Annotated in this window: 13 protein-coding genes; 5 read left to right on the forward strand and 8 right to left on the reverse strand. The window is 71.9% G+C overall.

Annotated features, from left to right (window positions below; translation table 11 throughout):
- The first annotated feature begins 568 nt into the window (after positions 1 to 568).
- On the forward strand, positions 569 to 1,567 hold the full coding sequence (gene trpS / locus ACFZAU_RS28040) for a tryptophan--tRNA ligase (protein ID WP_500554431.1): 999 nt from the start codon (positions 569 to 571) through the stop codon (positions 1,565 to 1,567).
- Between the two features lie 72 nt (positions 1,568 to 1,639).
- Here the strand turns inward: trpS and proC are convergent, their stop codons facing one another.
- The 3 genes from proC to ACFZAU_RS28055 form a co-directional block, all read right to left on the reverse strand.
- On the reverse strand, positions 1,640 to 2,449 hold the full coding sequence (gene proC / locus ACFZAU_RS28045; RefSeq protein ID WP_500466258.1) for a pyrroline-5-carboxylate reductase: 810 nt from the start codon (positions 2,447 to 2,449) through the stop codon (positions 1,640 to 1,642).
- Positions 2,450 to 2,515: 66 nt separating this feature from the next.
- The gene (locus tag ACFZAU_RS28050; RefSeq protein WP_500554432.1) at positions 2,516 to 3,253 is read right to left on the reverse strand and encodes an ABC transporter permease; all 738 of its coding nucleotides are present in this window, start codon (positions 3,251 to 3,253) and stop codon (positions 2,516 to 2,518) included.
- A complete protein-coding gene (locus tag ACFZAU_RS28055) occupies positions 3,250 to 4,038 on the reverse strand; it encodes an ABC transporter ATP-binding protein (protein WP_500554433.1) in 789 nt (262 codons plus the stop codon). The genes ACFZAU_RS28050 and ACFZAU_RS28055 overlap by 4 nt, the downstream gene beginning before the upstream one ends.
- Before the next feature lie 200 nt (positions 4,039 to 4,238).
- On the opposite strand from ACFZAU_RS28055, the gene ACFZAU_RS28060 reads away from it, so the two are divergent.
- The 3 genes from ACFZAU_RS28060 to ACFZAU_RS28070 all read left to right on the forward strand — a co-directional run bounded on the left by ACFZAU_RS28060 (position 4,239) and on the right by ACFZAU_RS28070 (position 7,024).
- Positions 4,239 to 4,589, forward strand: coding sequence for a hypothetical protein (locus ACFZAU_RS28060; RefSeq protein ID WP_500554434.1), 351 nt, complete (start codon positions 4,239 to 4,241; stop codon positions 4,587 to 4,589).
- Between the two features lie 352 nt (positions 4,590 to 4,941).
- Positions 4,942 to 6,432 (forward strand): SulP family inorganic anion transporter, encoded by a 1,491-nt coding sequence (locus ACFZAU_RS28065; protein ID WP_500554435.1) that lies wholly within the window; start codon positions 4,942 to 4,944, stop codon positions 6,430 to 6,432.
- Positions 6,433 to 6,586: 154 nt separating this feature from the next.
- Positions 6,587 to 7,024 (forward strand): hypothetical protein, encoded by a 438-nt coding sequence (locus ACFZAU_RS28070; RefSeq protein ID WP_500554436.1) that lies wholly within the window; start codon positions 6,587 to 6,589, stop codon positions 7,022 to 7,024.
- Between the two features lie 112 nt (positions 7,025 to 7,136).
- On the opposite strand, the gene ACFZAU_RS28075 is transcribed toward ACFZAU_RS28070, so the two are convergent.
- The 4 genes from ACFZAU_RS28075 to ACFZAU_RS28090 all read right to left on the reverse strand — a co-directional run bounded on the left by ACFZAU_RS28075 (position 7,137) and on the right by ACFZAU_RS28090 (position 9,183).
- The gene (locus ACFZAU_RS28075) at positions 7,137 to 7,913 is read right to left on the reverse strand and encodes a class I SAM-dependent methyltransferase (protein WP_500554437.1); all 777 of its coding nucleotides are present in this window, start codon (positions 7,911 to 7,913) and stop codon (positions 7,137 to 7,139) included.
- A 52-nt stretch (positions 7,914 to 7,965) separates the two neighbouring features.
- Positions 7,966 to 8,346 (reverse strand): SH3 domain-containing protein, encoded by a 381-nt coding sequence (locus tag ACFZAU_RS28080; protein WP_500554438.1) that lies wholly within the window; start codon positions 8,344 to 8,346, stop codon positions 7,966 to 7,968.
- Between the two features lie 22 nt (positions 8,347 to 8,368).
- Complete coding sequence (locus tag ACFZAU_RS28085; RefSeq protein WP_500554439.1) at positions 8,369 to 8,755, reverse strand: SH3 domain-containing protein; 387 nt, start codon at positions 8,753 to 8,755, stop codon at positions 8,369 to 8,371.
- Between the two features lie 98 nt (positions 8,756 to 8,853).
- Complete coding sequence (locus ACFZAU_RS28090; RefSeq protein ID WP_500554440.1) at positions 8,854 to 9,183, reverse strand: SH3 domain-containing protein; 330 nt, start codon at positions 9,181 to 9,183, stop codon at positions 8,854 to 8,856.
- Between the two features lie 122 nt (positions 9,184 to 9,305).
- Here ACFZAU_RS28090 and ACFZAU_RS28095 point away from each other — a divergent pair, with 122 nt between their 5' ends.
- Positions 9,306 to 11,483 carry a protein kinase domain-containing protein gene (locus ACFZAU_RS28095; protein WP_500554441.1) on the forward strand — a complete coding sequence of 726 codons (2,178 nt, stop codon included), beginning with the start codon at positions 9,306 to 9,308 and terminating at the stop codon, positions 11,481 to 11,483.
- Positions 11,484 to 11,547: 64 nt separating this feature from the next.
- Here ACFZAU_RS28095 and ilvD read toward each other — a convergent pair whose 3' ends face one another.
- Positions 11,548 to 13,401 (reverse strand): dihydroxy-acid dehydratase, encoded by a 1,854-nt coding sequence (gene ilvD, locus ACFZAU_RS28100; protein ID WP_500554442.1) that lies wholly within the window; start codon positions 13,399 to 13,401, stop codon positions 11,548 to 11,550.
- Positions 13,402 to 13,490 lie beyond the last annotated feature (89 nt).

Below are 13,490 nucleotides of genomic sequence, written 5' to 3' on the forward strand. Positions count from 1 at the left end.
GTTGACTTTTGGCACGCTGTTGAGTTCTCAAGGAACGGAAGCTTCCTTCGAGACCGTTTCACCGGCCCCTCCGGGCTTTCCCTTCGTTGTCTCCAACCTTACCAGATCCGTTTCGCGTTTCCGCTCTTCGTTTCCGGCCCCCTGTTGGAGCGGGGTTTTTCGTTTCGCGCCTTCCGGCGTGTCCACTACGTTAGCGGATTTCCCCGGCGGTTCATAATCGAGCCATTCGGATCGGATTTCGGCATGCCGAAATCGTCCCCGAGGGGAAGTCGTGCGGTAGTGGTTTGCCGCCGGGCGGCTTGAGTGGCCGCCCCTGAAAAGGTGACCCCGTCCGAGGCAGCTAGAGAACACTACACCACGCCCCACGGTGCTTCAAACCTGTGGCCGTCAACAGGTTTGCGGGTTACCTTCGGGGCATGACCGAGCATGCGCACTCGTACCTGTGGTGGGCCGCCTGACGGCGGCCGACCGACCAGCGCATGCACCCAACGGCCGCCGCTTCGGCGGCCGTACGCGTTCCTGCTCCGGCCCGTCGAGCTGCGGCGGTCCCACAGCCGGGAGGAACACGATGACGAGGGTCTTCAGCGGGATCAAGCCGACGGGGCACCTGACCCTGGGCAACTACCTGGGAGCGGTGCGGCAGTGGGCCGCCGTCGACCAGCACCGGGCCGAGTCGCTGTTCTGCGTCGTGGACCTGCACGCGATCACCGTCGAACACGATCCGGCCCGCGTGCGGAGGCTGAGCCGGCAGGCGGCGACCCTCCTGCTGGCGGCCGGCCTCGACCCACGGGTCTGCACGCTCTTCGTGCAGAGCCACGTGGACGAGCACACCCGGCTGGCGTACCTCCTCGAGTGCACCGCCACCGACGGGGAGATGCGGCGGATGGTGCAGTACAAGGAGAAGGCGGCCAAGGAGCGGGGGCGCGGCGGCGGTGTGCGGCTGTCCTTGCTGACGTACCCCGTGCTGATGGCGGCCGACATCCTCGCCTACGGGGCGGACGAGGTGCCCGTCGGCGACGACCAGGCGCAACACGTGGAGCTGACCCGGGATCTGGCGGTGCGCTTCAACCACCGGTACGGGCACGTGTTCACCGTCCCCCGGGCGGTGCTGCCGCAGGTGGCGGCGCGGGTGATGAACCTGCAGGACCCGGGGTCGAAGATGGGGAAGTCGCAGGACACCGGGCCGGGCATCGTCTACCTGCTCGACGAGCCGGAGGTCGTGCGCAGGAAGGTGCTGCGCGCGGTGACGGACAGCGGGCAGGACGTGGTCCACGACCCGCAGGAGCGGCCGGGGGTGGCGAACCTGCTGGAGGTCCTGTCGGCGTGCACCGGCCGGCCGCCGGGGGACCTCGCGGCGGGGTACGACTCGTACGGCGCCCTGAAGAAGGACACCGCCGAGGCCGTGGTGGAGGAGCTGCGGCCGTTGCGGGAGCGGCACGCGGGGCTGGTGGCCGACCCGGGGTACGTGGACGGGGTGCTGCGGGAGGGTGCGGAGCGGGCGCGGGCGCTGGCCCGGCCGACCGTGGACGCGGCCTACCGGGCCGTCGGGCTGCTGCCGCCGGGCTGAGTGTCCGTGCGTACCGGGGGCCGGTGGACGTTGCGGGCGGCGACGGCCGCCCGCCTCCCTCCGGGCCGCGCGTCAGCCGTTGCCGGAGGCCAGTTCGCGGCTGCGGTCGCGGGCGGCCTCCAGGGCGGCGATCAGGGCGTGGCGCACGCCGTGCTTCTCCAGTTCCCGGATGGCGTTGATGGTGGTGCCGGCCGGGGAGGTGACGGCCTCGCGGAGCTTGACGGGGTGCTCGCCGCTGTCGCGGAGCATCACGGCCGCGCCGATCGCGGACTGCACGATCAGGTCGTGGGCCTGGGCGCGGGGCAGCCCGAGGAGGATGCCCGCGTCGGTCATGGCCTCGACCAGGAAGTAGAAGTACGCGGGGCCGGAGCCGGAGAGGGCGGTGGCGGCGTCCTGCTGGTACTCGGGGATGCGCAGGGTCTTGCCGACCGGCTGGAAGATCTCCTCGGTGCGCAGCAGGTGCTCCTCGGCGGCGTGGCTGCCGGCGGAGATGACGGACATGCCCTCGTCGACCAGCACCGGGGTGTTGGGCATGACGCGGACGACCGCGATGCCGTCCGCGAGGCGCTCCTCGAAGAAGGAGGTGGGGACGCCGGCCGCGGCGCTGATGACCAGGCGGTCGGCGGCGACGTGCGGGGCGAGTTCCGCCAGGAGGGCGGACATGTCCTGGGGCTTGACGGCGAGGATGAGGGTGTCGGCGGTCTTGGCCGCCTCCTCGTTGGAGACCGATTCGACGCCGTAGCGGGCGTGGAGCTCCTGGGCGCGGACCGGGCGGCGCGCGGTGACGAGCAGGTTCTCCGGCTTCCAGCCGGCGCGGAGCATTCCCGACAGGAGGGCCTCGCCGATCTTGCCGGTGCCGAGCACCGCGACTTTCTGCGTCATGGGCTCATCCTCGCACCGTGGGCGGCCCGGGGGCCGTGCCGTCCACGGTGCGGTCACCCGCGGGGATCAGGCCGTACGGCGGCGGAGGGTGGCCGCGCCGAGGGCGAGGGCCAGCGCGGCGCTGCCGGCGACGACGGCGAGGTCGCGGACGAAGTCACCGGTGACGCCGGTGTGGGTGAGGACCTCCTGCATGCCGTCGACCGCGTACGACATGGGCAGGACGTGGGAGATGGCCTCCAGCACCGGTTGCATCCGGTCGCGCGGCACGAGCAGTCCGCAGAGCAGGATCTGCGGCAGCAGGACGGCCGGCATGAACTGCACGGCCTGGAACTCGCTGGCGGCGAAGGCGCTGACGAACAGCCCGAGGGCGGTGCCAAGGCACGCGTCGGCGAGGGCGACCAGGAGGAGCAGCCAGGCGGAGCCGGTGACCTCGAGGCCGAGGGCGAGGACGGCGAGCCCGGTGGCGAGGGCGGCCTGGACGACGGCGATCGCGCCGAAGGCGAGGGCGTACCCGGCCAGCAGGTCGCCCTTGCCGAGCGGCATGGACAGCAGGCGTTCCAGGGTGCCGGAGGTGCGTTCGCGCAGCGTCGCGATGGAGGTGACCAGGAACATCGTGATGAGCGGGAAGATGCCCAGCAGCGAGGCGCCGACGGTGTCGAAGGTGCGCGGGTTGGCGTCGTAGACCCAGGACAGCAGGGTCAGCAGGACGCAGGGCACGACGACTATCAGGGCGATGGTGCGCGGGTCGTGGCGCAGTTGCAGCAGCACGCGGCGGGCGGTGGCGAGGGTGCGGCGCGTGCTCATCGGGCGGCCTCCTCGGCCTGGTGGGGGAGCTTGCCCGCCGCCTCGTCGACGAGGCGGAGGAAGGCGTCCTCGACGGTGCGTGCGCCGGTGCGTGCGCGCAGCTCGTCGGGGGCGCCCTGGGCGAGGATGCGGCCCTCGCGCATCAGCAGCAGCCGGTGGCAGCGCTCGGCCTCGTCCATGACGTGGCTGGAGACGAGGAGGGTGGCGCCGCGTTCGGCGGCGAGGCGGTGGAAGAGCTCCCACAGGTCGCGGCGGAGGACGGGGTCGAGCCCGACGGTGGGTTCGTCGAGCACGAGCAGTTCGGGGGTGCCGAGCAGCGCCACGGCGAGGGAGACGCGGTTCAGCTGTCCGCCCGAGAGGTTGCCGGCGAGGGCGGTGGCGTGGGAGGCCAGGTCGACGTCGGAGATGGCGCGTTCGACGTGGCCGGGGGCGTCGCCGCCGAGGACGGCGGCGAAGTACTCGAGGTTCTGGCGGACGGTCAGGTCGAGGTAGACGGAGGCGGCCTGGGTCACGTAGCCGATGCGCGGGCGCAGCTCGCGGTGGCCGGCGGGCAGGCCGAGGACGTCGAGGGTGCCGGTGACGGCGGCCTGGGTGCCGACGACGGCGCGCATGAGGGTCGACTTGCCGCAGCCGCTGGGGCCGAGCAGGCCGGTGATCTCTCCTCGGGGGACGGTGAACTCCAGTGCGTCCAGGACGGTGCGGCCACCGCGGACGACGGTGAGCCCTCCGGCGTGCACGGCTGGTCCGGGGCCCGGCTCCCCGGGCTCCTCGGCTTTATTCATCATGCGGTGAATAATGCTCCGCGGGGCTTCGGGGCGTCAAGGAGCGGAAGGAGTATCCGTTTGGGTGACGGATCATTTACGCTCCGTTTACTTAAAGAGCTTGCAAAATGGAGTGGCTGTCTGCGCAAAATGAAGGGCGGCTACGCATCGGAACGGGGGCACCTGTGGTATCGGCCAAGGGAGTTGCGCGTGCTGTCGCCGTCATGGCGGCACTGCTGCTCTCCCTGTTCGCGGCGATAGGCTGCGCCGCCGCCGAGCCCGTTCCCGCCTCCGGCCGTGGCACGGGCACGACGGTGGCGCGCGCGGAGCCCGATACCCGTACCTGCCTCGCACGGAGGCACGGGAGCAACGGCATACGCCTGGTGCTGCCCGGGACGGTGAGCGTCCCGGCCCCGGCACCCGCTCCGCGGGGCGGCGCCGGAACCGACGAGACGGTTCCGGTGGACGACGCCCAGGTGTCCGCCGCCGTGACGGCGCCGCGGACCGCCCGGCAGGCGGTACCCCTCTCCAGATCCGGAGAACTACCGATCGCCCACGGCGCGTTCCGCTGCTGAGGCACGGCCTGCCGCCTGCTCCTCCCTCCTGACCGCGGTCGTCGCCCGCGGCCCGGGCCCCACCCCGGCCCGAGCCGCGCCGGCGCCCGCGCGTCCACGTGCACGCACATGCACTCGTACGCGGCGCCCGCGGCCCGGGAGACCGACCCCCCACACCGCTCGACCACGTACGCCCCCGCCCACGCCGGCGCCGGGGCGCAATGGAGGACACCCGCGTGAAGACCTTCATCCCCCCATGCACCACCCCCTGTTCCGCCCTCCCCCCACCACCGGCCCGGGCCGACCGGCCCGACCGGTCCCTTCGGCCCGGTTCGCCGCCCGTCCGCGGCTCCCTCACCCCCGCCCCCGCCCGGTGAGCCGCCTCATCCGCGCCGCGTCGCGACTGCCCCGCCCGGAGTCGCTGCGCGCCGACGTCACCGCATCCCTCGTCGTCTTCCTCGTCGCCCTGCCGCTGTGCGTGGGCGTGGCCGTCGCCTCCGGGGTGCCGGCCGAACTCGGGCTGGTCACCGGCATCGTCGGCGGCATCGTGACCGGGATGCTCCCCGGCAGCAGCCTCCAGGTGTCCGGCCCGGCCGCCGGACTGACCGTCCTGGTCTACGAGGCCGTCCAGGAGTTCGGGCTGCCCTCGCTGGGCGTGCTCGTGCTCTGCGCCGGGGCGCTGCAGCTCGCCATGGGCGTCCTCCGGCTGGGCCGCTGGTTCCGGGCCATCTCCGTCGCCGTCGTCCAGGGCATGCTGGCCGGCATCGGCCTGGTGCTGATCGCCGGGCAGGTCTACGCCCTCACCGACACCGCGGCACCGGCCGGGGGCCTGGCGAAGATCGCCGGATTACCGGGACTGGTCGCGGGCACCCTCACCTCACCCACGGCGCTCACCGCGCTCGCCGTCGGCGGCGGCACCATCGCGGTGCTCGTCCTGTGGCCCCGCATCCCACGGGCGGCGCGGCTGCTGCCGGGGCCGCTGGCCGCGGTCGCCCTGGCCACGGGCGCGGCGATGCTGTTCGACCTGCCGGTCGAGCGCGTCCAAGTGGCGGGGCTGCTCGACGTCGTCCAGCCGCCGGGCGCCGGACAGTTCGCGGGGCTGGCCGGCCTGTCCATGATCGGCACCGTGCTGGCCTTCACCCTGATCGCCTCCGCCGAGAGCCTGTTCAGCGCCGCCGCGGTGGACCGGCTCCACGACGGGCCGCGCACGGAGTACGACAAGGAACTCATCGCACAGGGCGCGGGCAACGCCGTCTGCGGGGCGCTCGGGGCCCTGCCGATGACCGCGGTCATCGTGCGCAGCGCCGCCAACGTGCAGGCCGGCGCCCGTACGAAGGCCGCGCGCGTGCTGCACGGCGTGTGGCTGCTGCTGTTCGCCGCGCTGCTCCCTGGCGCGCTCGGGGTGATCCCGGTGGCCACGCTGGCGGGTGTGCTGGTGCACGCCGGCTGGAAGCTCGTACCGGTGAAGGAGATCGTGCCGCTGTGGCGCGAGCACCGGGGCGAGGCCGTGGTGCTGATCGTCACCGCGACGGGCATCGTGGCCACCAACATGTTCGAGGGCGTGCTCATCGGACTCCTGACGGCGGTGGTCAAGGCGGCCTGGGAGACCTCGCAGACCCATGTGGAGATCCACGACAAGGGCGAGGGGCCGATCGTCGTCCGCGTCCTGGGCAACGCGACCTTCCTACGGCTGCCCAGGCTGCTGGAGCAGTTGGAGGCGCTGCCCCGTGACCGCCCGATGGAGCTGGACCTGCGCCGGCTGCGGCACCTCGACCACGCCTGCGGCATGGCCCTGCTCGGCTGGGCCGAGCGGCACAACGAGGAGGGGGTGACGCCGGTCCGGGTCCAGGGCGCACCGGTGTAGCGCGGCGACCCCGTCCCGCCCGGAACCGGGCGGGACGGGGCGTCCCGCCCCTGACCCTCGGTTCCGGGCCGTCTCAGGGTCATCCCCTATGGCTTCCGGGGCTAAGCGGAGTGACCGTGGCCATATGAGGCGTTCTACCGATGTATCCCGGGACGTGACCGGAGCCGAGAAGCGGCAGCTCGCGGTGGCCTCGGCCACCCTCGGCCCCTGGCGTCCGGCGGCGGCCGTCGGCGCGATCGGCGGCGGGGTCTCCCTCGCCGCCTCCGCCCTGAGCGGCGACTTCGGTCTCGGCGTCGTCGCCGGCGCCGTGTCCGTCGCGTTGATGCTCTTCTTCCTCGTCGGCGGCGCCGGCGCGGTGACCGGCCGCGGCCCGCGCGCCGACCGCCGCATACGCCGCTGGGCGGCCGCCCACCCCTGGCGCGTCGCGCTGGTGCCGGCGGGGATGCTGCTCGTCACCGACGTCGTGGTGCGCCAGGTCCTGACCTCGGAGGGCTTCTTCGGGAGCCTCTGGGACGGCCTGTGGCGAGGGGCCCTCGTCGCGGGTGTGGTCGGGCTCGTCGGTTCGGTGGCGGGGAAGCGGCGGGCGGGGTAGGGAGGCCGGTCCTCGCCCTTCGTGCCCGCGTGCCCGCGTGCCTTCGTACGGCGGGCCTTCGTCTCGCGGGCCTTCGTCTCGCGGGCCTTCGTTCTGTCAGGTCTTCGTTCTGTCAGGCCTTGACCGCGACCGTGAGGTCGACCTTGTAGGGCTCGACCACCTGGCCGTCCGGGAAGAACTCCAGCAGCGTGCGCCGCTCGTCGTCGAGGATGCGGCGTGCGGCCTCCGGGGCGAGCACGGCGAAGTAGGAACGGCTGCCGAGCATCGCGAGGTGCGTGTCCAGCGGGACGGTGCGCGTCCAGTGGAGGACGCGGGACTCGGTGCGCATCCCCAGGCGGGTGCCGAGCGAGCGGAGGATGTCCTCGGCCGTGCCCGTCAGGCCGTTCTCGTGGTAGCGCGGGACCGCCCGGGACAGCCGTTCCTCCTGCTCGCGCACCCAGGCGACCCCGGTGTCCGGGACGTTCCACCACAGCGCGAGCGCACCGCCCGGGCGCAGCACCCGGGCAGCCTCGGGGGATGACTTGACCGGGTCCGTCCAGTGCCAGGCCTGGGCGTACGTGACGAAGTCCGCCACCCCGGAGGCGAACGGCAGCGCGTCCCCGTCCCCGCGCACGAGCGGCACGCCCGGCTGCCCCGCCCGCAGTTGCGCGGCCATCCCCGCCCCGGGCTCCACCGCCGTCACGTGCGCCCCGCGCGCCCGTATCAACACCGTGGCGATGCCCGTGCCGGCCCCCACGTCCAGGACCGTCGCCCCGGCGAAGGGCCGTCCGCCGATCTCCTCGACGGCGTCGAACAGCTCTCCGGGGTAACCGGGGCGGGCCGCGGCGTACTGCGCGGCGACGGTGTTGAACGAGTGGGCGAGCACGCGGTGGGCCGGCTGTGTGGTCATGGGGGTTGTCCTTCCCCGTGGGACGCGGGCGCGACCCACCGCGAGGGCTCGGTCAGCCGCACTCCCCGGCGACGTAGCCGTCGCTGCCGGTGTGCACGTAGGTGTCGGAGACGTACTGGCCGGGGCCGATCCGGTCCCAGATGTTCGAGGTGCCGTAGTAGCCGCTGACCGTCTCACCCCGGGTCTGGCAGAAGATCGGCACCTTCTGGTCGTACGGCAGGATCTTGACGATCTGGTAGTTCGTGCCCGGGCCGGTACGCACGTTGAGCCGTACGTCGGGTGCGACCGGGTAGTACACGAGGTTCGGGGCCGCCACGGCTTCGGCGGCACCCCCCAGCACGAGGAGGACCGTCCCCGCCATCGCCGCCGCACCGGTCACCAGTGCGGCGCGCCTGTTCTTGCTCATCATGTTCCTGCCGCGGGTCCGAGGCATGGGTGGGACGAGACCCGCCGCATCAGCTGCAGCGCGAGGCGACGTACCCGTCGCTCCCGGTGTGCACATAGGTGTCGGAGACGTACTGGTTGGTGCCGATGCAGTCCCAGATGTTCGAGGTGCCGTAGTAACCGCTCTCCGTCGTGCCGGGTGTCTGGCAGAAGATCGGCACCTTCGCGTCATAGGGGAGGACCTTGACGATGTGGTAGCTGCTCCCCGGTCCCGAGCGGACGTTGAGGCGCACGTCCGGAGCGACCGAGTAGTAGATCAGATCGCCCGCGACCGAAGCCGAGGCCGCCGCGGCATCCCCGGCGCCACCGAGCACCGGCAAGGCCGCCCCGGTCAGCACGGCGACGCCGGAGGCGAGTACCGCGCGCCTGCTCTTGTTGGTGCTGTCGCTGTTGCTCAACACGTTCCTCCTGGAGAACGGGCCTCATGGGCACGCGCCACCGGCTCCCCGGCAGGCGAGGAGCACGGTGACGCGATGGAGCACGGACTGCGGCAGTGTCAGCTGCAGCGGGAGGCGATGTAGCCGTCGCTGCCGGTCTGCACGTAGGCGTCCGAGACGAACTGGCCTTCGCCGATGCAGTCCCAGATCTTCGACGTGCCGTAGTAACCGCTGACGGTCGTGCCCGGCGTCTGGCAGAAGACCGGCACCTTGACGTCATACGGGAGCACCTTGACGATGTGGAAACTGGTGCCGGGCCCGGACCGGACGTTGAGCCGGCACCCGGGAGCCACCGCGTAGAAGATTTGCCCGGCAGTGGCTGCGGCACCCGTCGTAGCGGTCATCGACTGCACGCCGTCGCGCGCCTCGTCAAGATTGTTCTCGGCCATCGGCCCTCCCCCGTGAGATTCACGCTGTGTCAGGTGCAGGCTAGCAATCCGACCCGTCGCCGTTACGAGGATCCACTAGGCTCACCGAGTTACGGCTGCTGACGAACACACGGGGGTGGGTCATGCCGCCAGTGCGGAGACCCGGGACCGACCCGGAAGCGGAACATCCGGAATACGCGGGGCAGTACCGGCTCGAGGGCCGGCTCGGCTCCGGGGGCATGGGCGTGGTGCACCTGTCGCGTTCCACTTCAGGCATGCGCCTGGCCGTCAAGGTCGTACACGAGGAATTCGCCAAAGACCCCGAGTTCAGGGCACGTTTCCGGCAAGAGGTAGCCGCCGCCAGACGCGTGAGCGGCGCCTTCACCGCGTCCGTCGTGGACGCCGATCCCGATGCCGAGCGGCCGTGGATGGCAACGGTCCACATACCCGGGCCGACCCTGGCCGAGTTCGTGAAGCGGAACGGACCGGTGGCTCCGGCCCAGGTGCGGTACCTGATGACGGGCCTCGCCGAGGCGTTGCGAGATATTCACCGAGCGGGCGTCGTCCACCGGGACCTCAAACCCAGCAACGTGCTGCTCGCCGCCGATGGCCCGAAAGTGATCGACTTCGGCATCTCGCGCCCCTCGGACAGCGAACTGCGCACCGAGACCGGCAAGCTCATCGGAACGCCGCCGTTCATGGCGCCCGAGCAATTCCGGAGACCTCGAGCCGTGGGACCGGCAGCGGACGTCTTCGCGATGGCCAGTGTCCTGGTGCACGCCGCCACTGGACGCAGCCCGTTCGACTCCGACAGTCCCTACATCGTGGCGTACCAAGTGGTCCACGATGAACCGCAGTTGGACGGCATCCCGGCGGACCTCCGGCCGCTCATCGAGCGCTGTCTGGCCAAGGACCCCGAGGACCGCCCCTCGCCGGACGCGCTGATGGCCGAACTGAGGACCGTCTCGGCTTCGTACGACACCCGGACCTTCAACGCCTTCGACATCGAAGGTCTCATCCCCGTCCAACGTCGGTCCGGTGAGGGCCGGGCCCTGCCCTCGTCGGAAGACTCCGCACCCGCAACGGCAACGGAGGCGGAACCTCGTCCACGACGGCACGCCCTGCGGGCGATCGTGGCAGCGGCGGCACTGGCAGTCCTCGGCCTGGGCGCTGTGTGGGCGACGATGCCCGGGAGCGCCCGCACAGCGTCACCCGATGGCCCGGACGGCCGTTCCGCCGCCACCACCTTCCAACCGTGGGAGACGGTCCTGCGAAGCGGCGGCGCAACCACACCGGCGGCGTGCGGCTTCGGTGCGGGCGCCCTCTTCTGCAACGGTCCCGGCGTCAAGGCGGCCAGGGTGGACCCGGCCGGCGGCCTGTTGCAGTGGTCGGTGCGCACGCGGGTGAGCCGCATCCCCGGGACCAGGCCACCGGCGCCGGAATGGGCAGGCGGCGTTCTCCGCGTCGTCAGTGAGGACCAGTCCCGTATGGAGGGCCTCGACCCGGAAACGGGCCGCTCCCTCTGGACCCTGGACATCTCGGCGTACGAGGGCTCGCCCGTCGGTGTCGGAACGACGGTCCTGTTCTCCGGCCGGGACGGAGCTGTCAGCGCCGTGGACGGGAAGACCGGAGAAGAGCGCTGGAGGAGGAAACTGCCGGGCTTCACCCGGCCGTCGATCGGCGGGAACGGCACTTCCCGCTACGCGTACGCCGTGGAGACCGCACCGGACGGACGCCACACGCGTGTCGCCGCTGTGAGGCCGGCCGACGGCACCGTGGAGCGGCAGGTCACGCTCGACGGGCAGTTGAGCTTCCTCGGCGAGTCGAACGGAACGGTCGTCCTCGCCTCTTCGGATGCCTACACACGTGTCAACGCGATCGTGCGGTTGCGTGTGGCGGACTGGTCGTCACGTCGCATACCGCTCTCGGTTCCCCTCACCGACGCCCATGCGGCCTTGCGGGGCGGGACGGTCTACCTGCTCGAGTACGCAGGCACGTTGGTGGCCGTGGACACCGATCGCCCGAGTGGTGCCGGCAAGGCCGAGCGATGGAGACTCGAAACGTCGGTGAGCGGTGGCTCCTGGCCGACCGTGGCCGGGCGTGGTCTCTACTTCACGGCCGCCGACGGACGGCTCCTGGCAGTGGACGCCGAACGGGGCGTCTTCCTCGGACAGACGAAGCTGCGACTGGGGACGCGGACGCGGCCCGGCAGCCACCCCGGATTCCCGCCCGCCCCCGTCGTCGCCGACGGGAAGGTGTTCGCGACGGCGCCCGACGGCAGTGTGTTCGCCGTGGACGCGAAGGACCCCTCCCGCTGGTGATCGTGGCGATCGGCGGAAGGGGTCCCTGGGGACGACGACGGGGCCCCGTGTCCGGGGGCCGGGGTCAGCCCTCGAGCTTGGAGACGTCGCGGACGGCGCCCTTGTCCGCGCTGGTGGCCATCGCGGCGTAGGCCTTGAGGGCCAGGGAGACCTTGCGGTCGCGGTCCTTGGGGGCGTACGCGCCGCCGAGCGCGGTGCGGCGGGCGGTCAGTTCCTCCTCGGGGACGAGGAGTTCGATGCTGCGGCCCGGGATGTCGATGCGGATCCGGTCCCCGTCCTCGACCAGCGCGATCGTGCCGCCGGAGGCCGCCTCGGGGGAGGCGTGGCCGATGGAGAGCCCCGAAGTGCCGCCGGAGAAGCGGCCGTCGGTGATCAGGGCGCAGCTCTTGCCGAGGCCGCGGCCCTTGAGGAAGGACGTCGGGTAGAGCATCTCCTGCATGCCGGGGCCGCCCTTGGGGCCCTCGTAGCGGATGACGACGACGTCGCCCTCCGTGATCTCCTTGCGGAGGATCTTGTCGACGGCCTCCTCCTGGGACTCGCAGACCACGGCCGGCCCCTCGAAGGTCCAGATGGACTCGTCGACGCCGGCGGTCTTCACCACGCAGCCGTCGACGGCGAGGTTGCCGTGGAGCACGGCCAGGCCGCCGTCCTTGGAGTAGGCGTGCTCGACGGAGCGGATGCAGCCCACGGCGGCGTCGGTGTCGAGGGCCTCCCAGCGCTCGGACTGGGAGAAGGCCTCGGCGGAGCGGACGCAGCCCGGGGCGGCGTGCCAGAGTTCCTCGGCCTCGGCGGAGGGGGAGCCGCCGCGCACGTCCCAGGTCTTGAGCCAGTCGGCGAGCGACGGGGAGTGGACGGCGTGGACGTCCTCGTTGAGCAGGCCGCCGCGGTGGAGCTCGCCCAGCAGGGCGGGGATGCCGCCGGCGCGGTGCACGTCCTCCATGTAGTACGTGCGGTCCTTCGCGACGTTGGGCGCCACCTTGGCCAGGCACGGCACGCGGCGCGAGACGGCGTCGATGTCGGTCAGGCCGAAGGGGACGCCGGCCTCCTGGGCCGCAGCGAGCAGGTGGAGGATCGTGTTGGTCGAGCCGCCCATGGCGATGTCCAGGGCCATGGCGTTCTCGAAGGCCGCGAAGGTGGCGACGGAGCGCGGCAGGACGGACTCGTCGTCCTGCTCGTAGTAGCGGCGGGTGAGGTCGACGACGGTGCGGCCGGCGTCCTCGTACAGCGCCTTGCGGGCGGTGTGGGTGGCCAGGACCGAGCCGTTGCCGGGCAGCGACAGGCCCATCGCCTCGGTGAGGCAGTTCATCGAGTTGGCGGTGAACATGCCGGAACACGAGCCGCAGGTGGGGCAGGCGTTCTCCTCGATGCGGAGGATGTCCTCGTCGGAGATCTTGTCGTTGACGGCGTCGGCGATCGCGTCGATCAGGTCGAGGGTGCGCACGGTGCCGTCGACGAGGGTCGCGCGGCCGGCCTCCATGGGGCCGCCGGAGACGAAGACGGTGGGGATGTTGAGGCGCAGGGCGGCCATCAGCATGCCCGGGGTGATCTTGTCGCAGTTGGAGATGCAGATCAGCGCGTCGGCGCAGTGCGCCTCGACCATGTACTCGACGGAGTCGGCGATCAGGTCGCGGGAGGGCAGCGAGTAGAGCATGCCGCCGTGGCCCATGGCGATGCCGTCGTCGACGGCGATCGTGTTGAACTCGCGCGGCACGGCGCCCGCGGCCTTGATCGCCTCGCTGACGATGCGGCCGACGGGCTGCAGGTGGGTGTGCCCGGGCACGAACTCCGTGAAGCTGTTGGCCACCGCGACGATCGGCTTGCCGATGTCCTCGCTCGCTACGCCCGAGGCCCGCATGAGGGCACGGGCGCCCGCCATGTTGCGGCCGTGGGTGACTGTGCGGGACCTCAGCTCGGGCACGGGGACCACTCCCTACGTTTCCATCCTTGGAGCCTTCGAGCGTACGCCCCCGGCCGTGGCACCCGGCGGCGTGTCCGTATCGCGGACGG

The organism is Streptomyces sp. NPDC008238, from assembly GCF_042956445.1.
Taxonomy (GTDB): domain Bacteria; phylum Actinomycetota; class Actinomycetes; order Streptomycetales; family Streptomycetaceae; genus Actinacidiphila.

Coding starts and splice junctions, on each gene's coding strand:
- trpS (WP_500554431.1), top strand. CDS start 569: ATGACGAGGGTCTTCAGCGGGATCAAGCCGACGGGGCACCTGACCCTG.
- proC (WP_500466258.1), bottom strand. CDS start 2,449: ATGACGCAGAAAGTCGCGGTGCTCGGCACCGGCAAGATCGGCGAGGCC.
- ACFZAU_RS28050 (WP_500554432.1), bottom strand. CDS start 3,253: ATGAGCACGCGCCGCACCCTCGCCACCGCCCGCCGCGTGCTGCTGCAA.
- ACFZAU_RS28055 (WP_500554433.1), bottom strand. CDS start 4,038: ATGATGAATAAAGCCGAGGAGCCCGGGGAGCCGGGCCCCGGACCAGCC.
- ACFZAU_RS28060 (WP_500554434.1), top strand. CDS start 4,239: ATGGCGGCACTGCTGCTCTCCCTGTTCGCGGCGATAGGCTGCGCCGCC.
- ACFZAU_RS28075 (WP_500554437.1), bottom strand. CDS start 7,913: ATGACCACACAGCCGGCCCACCGCGTGCTCGCCCACTCGTTCAACACC.
- ACFZAU_RS28080 (WP_500554438.1), bottom strand. CDS start 8,346: ATGCCTCGGACCCGCGGCAGGAACATGATGAGCAAGAACAGGCGCGCC.
- ACFZAU_RS28090 (WP_500554440.1), bottom strand. CDS start 9,183: ATGGCCGAGAACAATCTTGACGAGGCGCGCGACGGCGTGCAGTCGATG.
- ACFZAU_RS28095 (WP_500554441.1), top strand. CDS start 9,306: ATGCCGCCAGTGCGGAGACCCGGGACCGACCCGGAAGCGGAACATCCG.